This is a genomic window from Cryobacterium roopkundense, assembly GCF_014200405.1.
GTDB classification, from domain to species: Bacteria; Actinomycetota; Actinomycetes; order Actinomycetales; family Microbacteriaceae; genus Cryobacterium; species Cryobacterium roopkundense.
Map to the genome: position 1 here is coordinate 2,871,103 of NZ_JACHBQ010000001.1, position 14,861 is coordinate 2,885,963.

At 67.3% G+C, this 14,861-nt stretch carries 14 protein-coding genes; 5 read left to right on the forward strand and 9 right to left on the reverse strand.

Translation table 11 applies throughout. The features are described from left to right. Positions 1-11: 11 nt before the first annotated feature. From BJ997_RS13475 to BJ997_RS13485, 3 genes are all read right to left on the reverse strand, one after another. Positions 12-1,376, reverse strand: a complete 1,365-nt coding sequence (locus BJ997_RS13475; RefSeq protein ID WP_035836274.1) for an LCP family protein — start codon at positions 1,374-1,376, stop codon at positions 12-14. After that, positions 1,373-1,840 (reverse strand): 5-(carboxyamino)imidazole ribonucleotide mutase, encoded by a 468-nt coding sequence (gene purE, locus BJ997_RS13480; RefSeq protein ID WP_084141168.1) that lies wholly within the window; start codon positions 1,838-1,840, stop codon positions 1,373-1,375. The genes BJ997_RS13475 and purE overlap by 4 nt, the downstream gene beginning before the upstream one ends. Positions 1,841-1,926: 86 nt before the next feature. After that, positions 1,927-3,063, reverse strand: coding sequence for a 5-(carboxyamino)imidazole ribonucleotide synthase (locus BJ997_RS13485; protein WP_035836272.1), 1,137 nt, complete (start codon positions 3,061-3,063; stop codon positions 1,927-1,929). Between the two features lie 128 nt (positions 3,064-3,191). Here BJ997_RS13485 and BJ997_RS13490 point away from each other — a divergent pair, with 128 nt between their 5' ends. Beyond that, positions 3,192-3,764, forward strand: coding sequence for a GtrA family protein (locus BJ997_RS13490; RefSeq protein WP_084141161.1), 573 nt, complete (start codon positions 3,192-3,194; stop codon positions 3,762-3,764). Between the two features lie 69 nt (positions 3,765-3,833). On the opposite strand, the gene BJ997_RS13495 is transcribed toward BJ997_RS13490, so the two are convergent. Continuing rightward, positions 3,834-4,424 (reverse strand): PH domain-containing protein, encoded by a 591-nt coding sequence (locus tag BJ997_RS13495; RefSeq protein WP_236628921.1) that lies wholly within the window; start codon positions 4,422-4,424, stop codon positions 3,834-3,836. A 23-nt stretch (positions 4,425-4,447) separates the two neighbouring features. Next, on the reverse strand, positions 4,448-5,296 hold the full coding sequence (locus tag BJ997_RS13500) for a biotin--[acetyl-CoA-carboxylase] ligase (protein ID WP_035836271.1): 849 nt from the start codon (positions 5,294-5,296) through the stop codon (positions 4,448-4,450). A gap of 204 nt (positions 5,297-5,500) precedes the next feature. Here BJ997_RS13500 and BJ997_RS13505 point away from each other — a divergent pair, with 204 nt between their 5' ends. Continuing rightward, a complete protein-coding gene (locus BJ997_RS13505; RefSeq protein ID WP_035836270.1) occupies positions 5,501-7,105 on the forward strand; it encodes an acyl-CoA carboxylase subunit beta in 1,605 nt (534 codons plus the stop codon). A 6-nt stretch (positions 7,106-7,111) separates the two neighbouring features. Continuing rightward, a complete protein-coding gene (locus tag BJ997_RS13510; RefSeq protein ID WP_052542151.1) occupies positions 7,112-7,390 on the forward strand; it encodes a hypothetical protein in 279 nt (92 codons plus the stop codon). 299 nt (positions 7,391-7,689) lie between these two features. On the opposite strand, the gene BJ997_RS13515 is transcribed toward BJ997_RS13510, so the two are convergent. Genes BJ997_RS13515 through BJ997_RS13530 form a run of 4 tightly spaced genes read right to left on the reverse strand, consistent with a single transcriptional unit; the run spans position 7,690 to position 12,180 of the window. After that, positions 7,690-8,727 (reverse strand): hypothetical protein, encoded by a 1,038-nt coding sequence (locus tag BJ997_RS13515; protein WP_183323527.1) that lies wholly within the window; start codon positions 8,725-8,727, stop codon positions 7,690-7,692. Next, the gene (locus tag BJ997_RS13520) at positions 8,724-10,118 is read right to left on the reverse strand and encodes a sensor histidine kinase (protein WP_052542150.1); all 1,395 of its coding nucleotides are present in this window, start codon (positions 10,116-10,118) and stop codon (positions 8,724-8,726) included. The genes BJ997_RS13515 and BJ997_RS13520 overlap by 4 nt, the downstream gene beginning before the upstream one ends. Next, complete coding sequence (locus BJ997_RS13525; protein WP_084141160.1) at positions 10,111-10,842, reverse strand: response regulator transcription factor; 732 nt, start codon at positions 10,840-10,842, stop codon at positions 10,111-10,113. The genes BJ997_RS13520 and BJ997_RS13525 overlap by 8 nt, the downstream gene beginning before the upstream one ends. Before the next feature lie 9 nt (positions 10,843-10,851). After that, positions 10,852-12,180 carry a class I SAM-dependent RNA methyltransferase gene (locus tag BJ997_RS13530; protein WP_152602139.1) on the reverse strand — a complete coding sequence of 443 codons (1,329 nt, stop codon included), beginning with the start codon at positions 12,178-12,180 and terminating at the stop codon, positions 10,852-10,854. Positions 12,181-12,243: 63 nt separating this feature from the next. Between BJ997_RS13530 and BJ997_RS13535 the strand changes: the two genes are divergently transcribed. Beyond that, on the forward strand, positions 12,244-12,912 hold the full coding sequence (locus BJ997_RS13535; protein ID WP_035836269.1) for a Maf family protein: 669 nt from the start codon (positions 12,244-12,246) through the stop codon (positions 12,910-12,912). A 120-nt stretch (positions 12,913-13,032) separates the two neighbouring features. Then, complete coding sequence (locus tag BJ997_RS13540; protein ID WP_035836268.1) at positions 13,033-14,820, forward strand: acetyl/propionyl/methylcrotonyl-CoA carboxylase subunit alpha; 1,788 nt, start codon at positions 13,033-13,035, stop codon at positions 14,818-14,820. The last annotated feature ends 41 nt before the right edge of the window (positions 14,821-14,861 follow it).

Genomic DNA, 14,861 nt, shown 5'->3' on the forward strand with positions numbered 1-14,861 from the left:
GGCGTCGCCGGCTACTGCGCCGGGGCATCCGTTGCCGGCGGGGCCAGGGCGGCGTCGATGAGGGCCGTGATGTTGGCGTAGTCGGGGTTCTCGGGGTCGACGCCGTTGTCGGGCGTGAGTGCGACGCCCTCGATGGGCAGCGTTTTGGTCTTCGACGCGAGGTTCACGAAGTAGCCGAGCATGCCCTGCGGCACGTCGGTCTTCACGACCTCCCGGCCCGCCTTAGCCACACCCTGGAACTGGGTGAGTACGTTCGCCGGGCTCGCCTGCGCGAGGAGTGCCTCCTGCAGCTGGCGCTGGCGGTTGATGCGGTCGTAGTCGCTTGTGCCGTGCCGGGAGCGGGCGAACCACAGGGCGTGGTAGCCGTCCATGTGCTGCATGCCCGGTTCGAACCAGAACGCCACGCTCGTGAACGACTCGTCCTTGTGCACCGGAACGCGGCTCTGCACGTCGATGTCAACGCCGCCGAGAGCGTCGACGAGGTCGGAGAAGCCCTGCATGTCGATCAGCACGAAGTACTGAATCTCCAGGCCGGTGATGCCCTGCGCCGCCTCTTTGGTGGCCTCGATGCCCGGGGAGCTGCCCTGGGCGACTGCGTCGGGGTACAGGAAGGGGCGCTTGATCTCGCCCTCGGTGTAAATGGAGTTGAGGATGCAGGCATCCGTGTCACAGCCGTCGATGGCGCCGTAACCGTCGGGATACAGGGCGCCGAGGGCGGAGCCGGCCGAGAACGGCACGTCTTCGAGGTTTCGCGGCAGGCTGATCATGGTGGCCTGACCGGTGGTGGCATCGACGCTCACCACGGAGATACTGTCGGGGCGCAGGCCATCGCGGTCGGCACCGGCGTCTCCGCCGAGCAGCAGCACGTTGTAGCGGCCGTCGACCGGGGGCTCTGTGGGCCCGGCCACGAAGACGTCGGAGAGAAATCCGCTCGCGGTCGTGGCGACGTAGGCGCCGTAGCCGGCGGTGCCGCAGACCAGCACCATGACGGCCGTCGTGAGCACGGCGATGATCGGGCGCGCGCGCGGCCCGGCGCGCACCAGCCGCACGAGGCGCAGGGTGTCGAGGGTGAGCATGAGCCACACCACGGCGTAGAACGCGAGCGCGAGCGCCGCGGCCCAGAGGCCGAGGTTGCTCGTGAAGATGCTGAGGAAAACCTCAGGCCACAGTTTGTACACGACGAGCGTCACGATGGCGAGCGCCACGAAAGCGAGCGTGGCGCCAAGTCCGAAACGGCCGAGTCGACGGTTACCGGCGAGCACCTGAACCGAGCCGGGCAGAGCCACGTTGAGCACGACGAGCCACCAGGCCCGTTTGGTCATCGTCTGCGTGGACCCGGTGTCCGGGTACCGAATCGGGTTGGTGATTTGGCTCATAGGCGGGCCTGCAAGTCGCGGTTCTTCTGCTCCGCCTGCACCCCGAGCTCGGCGGAGTACGCCTCGAGCTTCAGGCGCAGCGAGTCATCGGAGGTGGCGAGGATCTTCACCGCGATGAGGCCGGCATTGCGCGCGCCTCCGATGGAGACCGTGGCCACTGGCACGCCGGCCGGCATCTGCACTATGGACAACAGCGAATCCATGCCATCGAGGAGGCCGAGCGGCACCGGCACGCCCACAACAGGCAGAGTGGTGACCGACGCGAGCATGCCGGGCAGGTGAGCGGCCCCGCCCGCTCCGGCGATGATCACCTTGAGGCCGCGCTCCTGGGCGCTCGCCCCGTAAGAGATCATCTTGTGCGGCGTGCGGTGCGCGGAGACAACCTGCACCTCACAGGGCACACCGAAGTCGCGCAGCACCTGAACTGCGGCGCTCATCACGGTGAAATCCGAGTCGGAACCCATGACCACGCCCACGAGCGGAGTAGCGGAAGAGGTGGGCGCAGCGGTTTCTGACACAGTTTTGTCTAGCACGCAGATGATCTTATGGCTCACTCCTGCAAAAACGCCGCAGTGGCGCGCGCCTGGTACGCCACTTCGTCAAGATCGTCCCCGCCCACGGTCACATGTCCCACCTTACGGCCGGGCCTCGACGCCTTGCCGTAGCTGTGTACCTTGGCCAGCGGATGCTCCGCCAGGGCCTGCCCGTAACGGTCGCCGAGAACACCCTCGGCCGGCCCCCCGAACACATTGACCATGACCGACCACGCGTCGCGTGCCCCGGTGCCGCCGAGCGGCAGATCGAGAACGGCGCGCAGATGCTGCTCAAACTGGCTCGTGGTGGACCCGTCGATCGACCAGTGACCGCTGTTGTGCGGACGCATGGCGAGCTCGTTGATGAGCAAACGGTCATCCGTTGTTTCGAACAACTCCACGGCGAGCACACCCGTCACGCCGATGCCCTCCGCCACGGCCACCGCGATGTCGGCGGCCACGTCGGCGAGACGGCCGGCGGAGCTCGGTGCGGGCGCGATGACCTCGGCGCACACTCCCCCGCGCTGCACCGTCTCGACGACAGGCCACAGCGCGATCTCACCGGACGGCCGCCGCGCCACAACCTGGGCGAGTTCGCGCCGAAACTCCACAAGTTCCTCCACCAGGAGGGCGCCGCCGTTGGCGTCTTCGGCGAGCGCCGCAAACCAGTCGTCGGCCTCGTGCTCGTGGGACACCACCCGCACCCCCTTGCCGTCGTAGCCGCCGCGAGCCGTCTTCACAACGGCACGACCGCCGTGCTCGGCGAGGAAGGCGCCGAGTTGTTCGGAGTTCTCCACGCGGGCCCAGTCGGGAACGGGCAGACCGAGCTCGGTGAGGCGCTCGCGCATGAGCAGCTTGTCCTGCGCGTAGAGGAGGGCGTCGGGGCCCGGGTGCACCTGCACGCCACGCCGCACGAGTTCGCGCAGGATCTCCTGCGGAACGTGCTCATGGTCGAAGGTGACCACATCGACGGTCTCGGCGAAAGCGAGAACAGTGTCGAGGTCGCGATAATCGCCCACGGCGACGGCGGCGAGCGCGGCCGACATGCCGGGCTGCTCCGCGAGCACCCGCAGGTCGATCCCCAGCGCCACGGCGGCGGGAATCATCATCCTGGCCAGCTGGCCTCCACCGATCACACCAACGGTCATACCCATTTGTTCACCATTCTCTGTACAGATGTTCAGACGAACACGCCAATTCTCAGGTTGTCGATTCACGCTGGTCATAGACTGCGAACTTCGCGAACACTCCGATCCAATTTTACCGATCGACGGATGGATGAATGACGACAATCTCGATCAACCGTAACCGCCTGCTGGCCCTCGCAAGTCAGGTCGGCAAGTTCGGCGCGGTCGGACTCGTGGGATTCGTCGTGGATGTGGCCGTGTTCACGCTGCTGCGCACCACAGTATTCACCCCCGAGAACATGCACGCGGGCCCGATCTACGCGAAGATCATCTCCACGACGCTCGCCATTGCGGCGAACTGGGTGGGTAACCGGTTTTGGACCTTCGGCGAGCACCGGCAGAGCCGCGCGCTGCGCGAAGGGCTGGAGTTTCTGGCCGTGAGTCTCGTGGGCATGGGGATCGGGCTGGCCTGCCTGTGGGTGAGTCACTACGTGCTCGGCTACACCAGCGTGCTGGCCGACAACATCTCGTCGAATGTGATCGGGCTTGCGCTCGGTTCGGTGTTCAGGTTCGTGCTGTATCGCTACTGGGTGTTTTCTCCCTCGCGCCGCGGCGCCGCAGCCACGGTTGAGGCGGACCTGGAGGCGGACGCAGCCACGGCGATGGAACTCGAGGCGATTGAGCTGCACGCCCTGCGCCTGAAGGCCAAGGCCGAAGCCCGGCAGTAGGCCCGGCCGCGTGGCAAGATCGGGCGCGGAGTCTCGATCGCTCCTCCGTCGCGCCTCGACCCAAGGGGGCTAGGAGCTGCGACCCCAGGCGGGGGTGCCTGGAGCGAATGACGACGTCTCTTCGCGGGTCAGTCCGATGAAGCTGCGCGACTCGTGCATCAGATCGTTGAGCACCTGCTGCACCAGGTCCGCGTTGGGCACGTCCTTCAACAACAGCGGATGCTCCAGCCCCGTGTCGATGCGCACAGTACCCGAGCGCCACATCTGCTGCAGCCAGGTCTGTCGCACCGTCACGTCGTAGCCACGGCTGTGCACGAGCTCCTGCCGCACACGCACGAAAAACCCGTGCCGAAAGATGATGCGCCGGGTGGTGATCGTATACCGGCGGGTGAGCCACATGGCCAGCGGAAGCAGCCATCCCACAACCGAGAGAAGCACGGCTCCCACAACCAGGGCGGTGTTCTGCCACGGCTCCGCGAGGTTGCCGGAGTAGAAACCCGTGACCCCGCACACCGCGAACAGCAGGATGGTGGGCCAGAACAGCACACGAGCGTGCGACCTCAGCCGGGCTACGACACGCTCCGGCGGCTGCGCGGCCGGCGACAGCGGGCCCGTGGTCGCGTTGCGTGCCTTCTTCTTGCTCATGGCCTTCTTGCTCATAGCGGTTTTCTACTCACACTCCATTAATACCTCAGGTGTGTGACATCTCCGGCTGCGACAGCCTGAAGCTCGCCATCGATGTCGTTCTTCAGCAGCAGACGGCCGTCGGCGTCGATGCTGAGCGCCGTGCCCACGAGGTCGGTGCCGCCGGGCAGCTCCACCCGTACGGCGGAGCCGAGAGTTCCACACAGCTCCGTCACGGTCTGGAGCAGCCCGCTCGCGTGCGGGTCGCCGCTGGCTGCGAGAAACTCCCCATAGAGTTCGCCGAGCCGCGTGAGGTAGAGCGACAGCACGGCGTCCGGGTTCGGTGGAGTGCCTGTCACGAGCAGCAGCGACGTGGACGTGAGCGTGGGCAGATCGTGTTCGGACAGCGACAGATTGAGCCCCGCTCCGATCACGATGCCGCGTGCATCGGGCAGCAGCTCGCTCAGGATGCCGGACACCTTGTAGCCGTCGATCAGCACATCGTTGGGCCATTTGAGCGTGACCTCGTGGCTCGGCGGCCGATCCTCAGGGGCCGCGTCAGCATTCTCCGGAACCCGCGCCGCGTCGACGACCTCACGCACGGCGAGGGTCATGGCCGCCCCTGCCAGCAGAGGAAACCAGCCGAGCCGGTGCGACGGCAGCGCGCCGCCCCCCGGCAGCGCCGGACGCAGCAGCGCGGAGATGGCGAGGGACTTGCCGGTGGGCGTCAGCCACACCCGACCGAGCCTGCCCCGGCCCTGGGTCTGGTTGTCGGTGACGACCACGGAGAGGTCGGGCCAGCCCGAGGCATCCGCTGTGGCCGATTCTTTGAGAACGTCGTTGGTCGACCCGGCCTCGGCCAGGTACTGGAACCGTGACACGACCCGTTGGCTGACCGGAAACTCCATGGTGACACCCTTCTCATCGGCATAACTCCTGCAATTCTCCCGAATTTGCCCCCAAAACACCTATTTTGGGACATTTGCGACCAGATTGCAGGAGTTACGCACGCGGAGGCGAGGTGACCGGGGGGAATCGACCAGTGAAACCGGGCTTCTTTGTACCTAATCGTCAACGGGTGGGGGTCAGGGCTGGCCGGTAGAGTAAAACGCGTGACTGAGAACACGCCCGTTGCGGGCCCCGACCTGTACACGACAGCTGGAAAGCTCGCCGACCTCAAACTGCGTTATCACGAGGCCGTGACCGCGAGTGGGGCAGCCGCCGTGGAGAAACAGCATGCCAAGGGCAAGATGACCGCCCGCGAGCGCATCGACCAGCTGCTCGACTTCGGCTCGTTCGTGGAGCTCGACGAATTCGTGCGCCACCGCACCGTTGCCTTCGGCATGGAGAAGAAGCGGCCGTACGGCGACGCCGTGGTCACCGGAACCGGCACCATCCACGGCCGCCAGGTTGCCGTGTACTCCCAAGACTTCACGATCTTCGGCGGCTCGCTCGGCGAGGTGGCCGGCGAGAAGATCATCAAGGTGATGGACCTCGCGTTGAAGACCGGCGTGCCGATCATCGGCATTCTCGACTCCGGCGGAGCGCGCATCCAGGAGGGCGTTGTGGCCCTCGGCAAGTACGGCGAGATCTTCCGCCGCAACACCGCCGCCTCCGGCGTGATCCCGCAGATCTCCATCATCTGCGGCCCCGCCGCCGGCGGTGCCGTGTACTCCCCGGCCCTGACCGACTTCGTGATCATGGTCGATAAGACCAGCCAGATGTTCGTCACCGGCCCCGACGTGATCAAGACCGTCACCGGCGAGGACGTGGGCATGGAAGAGCTCGGCGGTGCCCTCACCCACAACAAGGTCTCCGGCGTGGCGCACTACCTCGCGAGCGACGAGGCCGACGCCCTCGACTACGCCCGCACCCTCTTGAGCTACCTTCCCGACAACAACCTCGCCGAACTGCCCGTGTTCGACAGCGAGGTGGAGCTCGAGACAACGGATGCCGACCGCGCGCTCAACTTCATCATCCCCGACTCCCCGAACCAGCCCTATGACGTGAAGACCGTGATTGCGAGCATCGTCGACAACGGCGAATTCCTCGAGACACAGCCGCTCTTCGCGCCGAACATCGTGGTGGGTTTCGCCCGTATCGAGGGCCGGTCCATCGGAATCGTCGCCAACCAGCCGAGCGCCATGGCTGGAACCCTCAACATCGAGGCAGGCGAGAAGGCGAGCCGCTTCGTGCGGTTCTGCGACGCGTTCTCCATCCCCATCCTCACCCTGGTGGACGTGCCCGGCTTCCTGCCCGGCACCGACCAGGAATGGACCGGCATCATCCGTCGCGGCGCGAAGCTGCTCTATGCCTACGCCGAGGCCACCGTGCCCCTCGTGACGGTGATCCTGCGCAAGGCCTACGGCGGAGCCTACATCGTGATGGGTTCCAAGCAGCTCGGCGCCGACATCAACCTGGCCTGGCCCACCGCGGAGATCGCGGTGATGGGCGGCCAGGGCGCCGTGAACATCCTCTACCGCGCCGAGATCAAGCAGGCCGAGGCCAACGGCGAAGACGTGGCGGCGGTGCGCACCCGGCTCGCCAACGAGTACACGTACAACGTGGCGAGCCCGTTCCTGGCCGCCGAACGCGGCGAACTCGACGGCGTGATCGAACCGGCCGCCACCCGCGTGGCCGTAACGAAGGCGCTGCGGGCTCTGCGCACCAAGCGTGCGTCACTGCCGGCCAAAAAACACGGCAACATCCCGCTGTAAGACACCATGACACTGACCATCGACACCGCACTGGTAGAGAAGCACATGACCGAGACACCGAAGCCGTCCGAGTTTGACCCCGCGGAGATCACCTTCGTGACAGAGGGAGTCACGCCCACCGAGGCATCCGCTGTGATCGCGATTCTTCGCGGCCTGCTGCGGGAGGAGTCGGATGGGCGCCGCACGGCGCCGGCCGGTCACCAGAGCGCCTGGCAGGTCAACCAGAGAGCCATCCGGCGGCCGATCACGGCCGGCCAGGGCGGCTGGCGCAGCTTCTCGGGCTGACGGCTGTGGTGCTGTCCCCCTAAATGCCGACTGCACATTGTGCACAAAGGGAACACACTTGTAAGTGCTCGGTGTCGCTCTAAAAAAAGTTACACCACCAGTTTTTCGCCGACTAGGGTATTGAGGCGAAAAGGTGGGGGCGAGTGACAGTGGCATTCGGGTTGCCGCTTGAGCTCGAAATGTTGAAAGGGGACCGGCTTCGGCTGGTCCCTTTTCGCATGGATACCCGGGTTCGCGGATCGGCTCGCGCGGTCTCGATCGCTCGTGCCTCGCGCCTCGACCGGCGGGATCGGGGCGTGTCAGTGCTGTTTCGTCTGGGCGAGAGCTCGGGGAATCTCCAGCCACAGGTCGACCTCGTCGCCGGTGTCGTCCTCGCTGAGCGATCCAGTGCCCGGCTGAGGGCTGCGCAGCCCGACAACGGTCACGGCGGTGTCCGACCCATCCGCAGCGGTGCGCACAATGATCTTGTCGGCCGTCGTGCGCGAGATCGCCTCGGCGAGAGTGTTGAGCACCCGCTCCAATTCCGCGCCCCCGAGGTCGTCCATGGCACCCTCATCGAGCAGGGTGACAATGGCCCCCCGCCGCCGCGCTGTCATCACCTCGTCGCGCACCGCGTCGTTGAGCAGGCGGCGGCCGCGGATCTCGTCGCGGATCGCGGCCTCGAGGTACCGGCACTCCTGCCGCTGCGACTCGTCGAGCACCCCGCCGCGACGCACGATGCGCTGCAGCATGGCGAGGGCGAGCCGGTTGGTGTGCGTGAGTCGCACCTGACGCTCGAAGAGGTGCGCCTCCTGCGCGGCCTGCCAGCGGGCGGCCTCGCGCTCCGCCCGGGCGAACTGCTGGGCGTCGCGAGCGGCCTTGGCCAGGGCACGCGAGAGCAGCGCCGCGGCCGCGACCCACACCGCACTGCCGATGACTCCCATCGAACCCAAAGCTCCCGCACCGGCCCAGACCACCGTGTGGGCGATCAGGAATCCGGTGCCGATCCAGGCGAGCAACGGACGCTTGCGCGTGGCCGTGATGGTGAGGAGCGTGCCGACGGCCGCCACGTACCAGGTGGCGTAGCCGTTCGACGAGGACGCGCCGTCGAGCTGGCTCCCGACGATCAGCGGCAGGGCGCCCGCCACGGCCACGTTGAAGAAAGCCAGGCCGAGCGGCATCCGAATCGGGCTCGTCGGCCACAGACTGGCCACGCTCGCCGCGGCGTACACCGCCATGGCCACGATGATCGGGGCCGGGGACGCGGGCAGGTTAAGCGAATAGACGCCGAGGAGAATGTGGTACGCCGAGAACATCGCGGCGAGCCCGAGGATCATCGGGCGAAAGTGATTCATCATGCGTTCGCACCACCCGGCGACATCAAGTCGGTCTGGTTGCCCGGTGCGTCGAGCTCGATCGACGGCACGCCCTCGATCTCCTCGACCTCGAGGGGAGGCTGGTCGTCGGGCCGGGGCCACCGCAGCGTGATGATGGTGCCCATTCCGAGGCTCGTGCGCACGCACACGAAACCGCCGACGCTCGTGACGCGCTCCTGGATGGACACCCTCAGACCGAGGCGTTCAGTGGGGATGAGGGTGGAATCGAAGCCGACCCCTGAGTCGGCGATTTCGATGCGGCAGCCGTCGTCGGGGGTCGCGCTGAGGGTCAGCGCTCGCGCCACTGGGGCATCCGCTATGCCCGCGTGCTGCACGCTGTTCACCATCGCTTGCAGGGCGGCGGCAAAGAGCGCCTCACTCACCTGTTCCGGCACCGTGACCGACGGCTCGGAGGTATCAACGAAGGTGAAGGGGGCCGCGGAAGCGGCGGCCTCGTGTTTGAGTCGGGTGCCGAGGCGCTGGAACGGGATACGCGCTTCCTCGTCGGGCCGGGCTGCGCTCGCGTCGAGCAGCCGGGCGACGGCGTTCGCCGCCATGGTGGCGGCGAGTTCGGCGCCCTTCTCCGTGCGGGCCCCGGCTGCGGAGAGCAGCGTGGCGAGAACGCTGTCGTGCACGATGGAGTCAACTTCGACCCGCTCCACCTCGGTGGCATGCTGGCGCACCGCCAGACAATACTGGACGAGGGCGTTGCTCTGTGCCGTGTCGACGTTGCTCGTGGCGGTGCGCAGCATGGTGATGATGATCAGCACGACCTGGCCGAGCAGCACGGCGTAGAGCACGTCGAGGGAGGCCAGCAGGAGGTCGGCCTGCCCGCCAGAGGGTTGCATGCGCACGATGCCGTAGGTGACAGGGGCGACAACCGTGTAAATGGCCGCCCAGCGCACGCTGAAACCGATCGCGGCGCACGACGTGGCCACTGTGCACAGGTACCACAGCCACGGCTTGTCACTCACATCCACGGCGGCGTGCAGCACGACAAACGGCCAGGCCGCCATCGCGAGCAGGTACACCACGGCCACGCCTGACGTGGCTGTGCGCACGCCGCGCTTGAAGACCGTGGCAAGCACCACGCAGGCAATAGCCACACCCAGCCCACCCGCCATCAGCGAGGTGCCGATCGACGCGTGGTCCTGAAACTGATGCAGCACGGCCGGCAGGCTCTGCAGGGCGAAAATCACCGAAATACCGGCCACCGAACGCGAAAGCACGGTTTCGATCTGTGCCCGGCTGATCGGGTTGCGCGGCCGGGACCCCGCGACCATCAGGTCGTCACTGCGGTTCACGGCTGCCGACGCAGCGGTGCCGCGGCCGGCGAAACGAGGGCGGAAGGTACCCGCCTCCGGTTTAGACACGGCCGTCCCCGGCCTCCGAGTCGAGCCCGGGCAGAATACCGTCTTCGACGGCACGGCGCAGCAGGTCTACCTTCGTGGGCGCCGGACGGCCCACCTCCACGTACTTCACGCGAATGCGATCGAGGTACTCGCGAGCGGTGGAGTGCGCGATGCCGAGCTGCATGGCCACCATTTTGAGCGGCAGTCCCGAAGCGTAGAGGTGCAGCACGTCGCGCTCGCGGCGACCGAGCTGAGCCTTCGCGAAGTCACGGTCGGCGTCGATCGCCGTGGCCCACTCGAGGTTGTTGAGCACATCGCCGCGGGCGACCGACGCGACGGCGGCCATCACGGTGGTGGTCGGCGACGATTTGGGAATGACCCCGGCCGCACCGGCAGCGAGCGCCTCACGCACGGAGGCGACCCTGTCGGCGATGCTGTGCACGAGCACCGCGGAGCCCGTGCTCTGCGCGAGCTTCACGTTGTCGGTGACAAGAGACCCGTCACCGAGCGAGAGGTCGAGAACGATCACGTCGCAGACCTGCCCGGCGAGCCCCTGCACGAGATCGCGCACCGTCGCGGCGGTGAAGACCACCGTGTAGCCGGAGTTCTCGCAGGCCGCCTTCAGCCCCAGCCGCACCGACTCGTGGTCGTCGACGATCGCGACAAGAATCGGGGTGTCAACGGATGCCGGTGTCTCGGCTAGTGTCTGCGTCACGATTTCACTGCTTTCGTTGGTGTCTGTCATTAACGATAGCTATTTGGCCAGCACAGCGACGGCTTCGACATGGTGGGTATTCGGGAAAAGGTCGAATGCTCGAAGATCCTTCAGCGCATAGCCGTAGCCGGCGAACAGCGCCACGTCGCGGGCCAGGGCCACCGGGTCGCACGCCACGTAGACGATCTGCTGCGGAGCGAGTGTGCCGAGCTGGTCGACGACCACCTTGCCGGCGCCGGAGCGCGGTGGGTCGAGTACTACCGTGGCGGCCTCCAGACGCGCGCGCTGGGCGGCATCCGCTTCACGGATCACGCGCTGCAGGTAGCGGTCCACCCTGTCGGTTTCGGCCGTGGCGCCCACCCACTCCTTGAGGTTTGTGGCGGCGAAGTTGACGGCCTCCGGGTCACTTTCCACCGACGTGATGCGAACGGAGCTGCCGAATCGGTCGCCCACGGCCGCGGCGAGCAGGCCGACGCCGCCGTAGAGGTCGAGGTTGGTGGCGCGGGGGTCGAAGAGTTCGGGGTCGATGGCGTCCTGCACGGCGCGGAACAGGGTCTCGGCCGCGCGGGAGTGCACCTGCCAGAAGCCGGAGACGTCGAGCTCGAACTCGCGGTCGCCGACGCGTTCGCGGATCACGCTGCGCGGGCTCGGCTTGGCCTTGCCGAACTTGTCTTTCTCCGAGACGAGCACGCGCACGGGCCCCTCGGAGGGCGCAACGAGGTTCACTGTGGCCGCGTTGTGGAACAGTGTGTCGAGCGGGGCGATCTCTTCGATGGCGCGCTCGACCAGCGGCAGGTCGTTCACCGGGATGACACGGTGCGAACGGGCGGCGTAGGGCCCCACGGTGCCGTCGTCGGCCACGTGCAGGCTGATGCGGGTTCGCCAGCCGGTGCCGTCCATGGCGTCGCCTGGGCTCGCGTGTTCGCCGACCGGAACGGCCTCGACCGTGACGGGGCTCTCGATGCCGGCCATGCGCTGCAGTGCATCGGCGAGCACGCGGCGCTTGAGCTCGCGCTGGAAACCGAGCTCGATGTGGCCGAATTCGGCGCCGCCCGCGCGGTGTTCGGGGGCACGGTCGAGGGCAGCGGATGCCCACACGTGCGGCTGGCGCTCGGGCGCCGCGTCGATCACGTCGACGGTCTCGGCGCGCCAGAAGCTCTTGTGGTTCGCCTCGGTGAGGCGAGCGCGCACGCGTTCGCCGGGGAGCGTGTCGCTGACGAACACGACGCGGCCCTCGTGGCGGGCCACGAAGATGCCGCCGTGGGCGACATTGGTGATGTCGAGTTCGATTTCGGTGCCGACCGCGGTGTCGGATGCGGTCGACGCGGATGCCTGCGCCGAAGTGTTCTCTGTATTACTGATGCCCATCCCTCGATAATCCCACACTGGCCCCCGAACACGTCCCTCCGGAGCCAAACATAGGATTGATCCATGCGTCTTATTCTGGCTTCCACCTCTCCCGCCCGCCTCGCCCTGCTGCGCGCGGCCGGAGTCGAGCCCGAGCTGGTCTCCCCCGAGGTCGACGAAGACGCCGTCACCGCCGCCGCGAATCTTGCCGCCGGGGCGCCGCTGGCACCGGCCGCGGTGGTGGAACTTCTCGCCCGCTCCAAGGCGGAGGCCGTGGCGGCGTTGAGCCTGGCACACGCGGCCGACGCCGGGGCATCCGCTGTCTCGCTCATTTTGGGCGGCGACTCGGTATTCGTGCTCGACGGCGTGATCTACGGCAAGCCGCACACCGTGGCGACGGCGCACGAGCGCTGGCAGCTGCAGCGCGGTCGCACAGGCACGCTCTACTCGGGGCATTGGCTGATCGAGGTTGTGGACGGCGTGCCAGGGCGGGCCGTTGGCGCGGTCGCGCAGGCCGAGGTGAGTTTCGCCGACGACATAACGGATGCCGAACTCGACGCCTACATCGGAACGGGCGAGCCGCTCTACGTGGCCGGCGCGTTCACGATCGACAGCCTCGGCGCGCCGTTCATCACGCGGATCGAGGGTGACCCGTCGACGGTCGTGGGCTTGTCGCTTCCGACGCTGCGTCGGCTCGTGGCGGGGCTCGGGCACCACTGGCCAGACCTGTGGAATCGCCGGGGCGCGATCTGATTCTCTCGGCGTCGCGAGGGCAGATTCCCCAGCAATTGTAGGCATCCGCACTGTTTTGGCACGTCTTTTTGTGGGAGAGAACCAAAAGGGTTTCTGCACTGACCCATAAGCTTGGGACTTGTGTCACTCATAACGAAGGTCCTCATTGCCAACCGGGGCGAGATCGCTGTCCGGGTGATTCGTGCTGCCAAAGACAGCGGAATTCTCTCCGTGGCCGTCTATGCCGACCAGGATCGCGATGCCCTGCACGCGCGCCTCGCCGACGAGGCCTACGGGCTCGACGGCACGACTGGTGCGGACACGTACCTGGTGATCGAGAAGATCCTGTCGGTGGCGCGTCGCTCCGGCGCAGACGCCGTGCACCCCGGCTACGGCTTCCTGGCCGAGAACGCTGACTTCGCTCGCGCCGTGATCGGTGCGGGTCTCACCTGGATCGGCCCGTCGCCCGAGGCGATCGACCGGCTCGGCGACAAGGTCTCCGCCAGGCACGTGGCCGAAAAGGTGGGCGCCCCGATGGCCCCCGGCACCCTGAACCCCGTCGTCGACGCCGCCGAAGTACTCGCCTTCGTCGACCTGCACGGCCTGCCCGTAGCCATCAAGGCCGCCTTCGGCGGCGGTGGACGCGGCCTCAAGGTGGTGCGCGAACGCGCCGCCGTGGCTGAACTCTTCGACTCCGCAACCCGTGAGGCGATCACAGCGTTCGGACGCGGCGAGTGCTTCGTGGAGAAGTTCCTCGACAACCCCCGGCACGTGGAAACCCAGTGCCTCGCCGACATGCACGGCAACGTCGTGGTGGTCTCGACCCGCGACTGCTCACTGCAGCGCCGACACCAGAAGCTCGTGGAAGAGGCCCCCGCGCCGTTCCTCACCGAGGCGCAGACCACCGAGATGTACCGCGCGTCGAAGGCCATCCTGAGCGAGGTCGGCTACGTCGGCGCCGGAACCTGCGAGTTCCTAATCGGTCAGGACGGCACCGTCTCGTTCCTCGAGGTCAACACGCGCCTGCAGGTGGAGCACACTGTCTCCGAGGAAGTCACCGGCATCGACCTGGTGCGCGAGCAGTTCCGGATCGCGGCCGGCGGCGTGCTCGACTACGACGACCCGATCGCCGTGGGCCACTCATTCGAATTCCGTATCAACGGCGAAGACGCCGGTCGCGGCTTCTTCCCCTCGCCCGGCCCCGTGCACGTGTTCAAGCCCTCCGGCGGACCCGGCGTGCGCGTGGACAGCGGAGTGCAGTCCGGCGATGTGATCAGCGGATCGTTCGACTCCCTGCTCGCCAAGCTCATCGTGACCGGCGCCACCCGCGAGGAGGCGCTTGAGCGCTCACGCCGCGCCCTCGACGAATTCGAGGTGACCGGCCTGCCCACTGTGCTGCCGTTCCACCGCCAGGTGGTGCGCGAGTCCGCGTTCGCCCCGGCGAACGGCGCGCCGTTCTCGGTGTACACCCAGTGGATCGAAACCGAGTTCGTGAACACCATCGAGCCCTGGACCGGCACGCTTGAAGACGCCGTGCCCGTGCAGAAGCGCCACAACGTGGTCGTGGAGGTGGAGGGCCGCCGCATCGAGGTGAGCCTCCCAACGCGTTTGCTGCCCGGATCGGCGGGCGAGGCATCCGTTGGCCCCGCCCCGCGGCGTCGCGGCGGATCGTCGGTGTCGGTGGACATGGGTGACGCCGTCAAGGCGCCCATGCAGGCCACCATCGTGAAGCTGCTCGTGGCCGACGGCGACGTGGTCGTCAAGGGCGACCTGCTGCTCGTGCTCGAAGCCATGAAGATGGAGCAGCCGCTCACCGCTCACCGCGACGGTGTGATCGGCAGCCTCGCCGCCGTGGTGGGAACCACCGTATCGTCGGGCGCGCTGCTGCTCACCGTCTCGGACGCGCTGCTCGAGACCGACGCCGCGTAGCGCGCAGTGGCCGCGCCCGAGCGACTCCGGGGTTCCGGGTT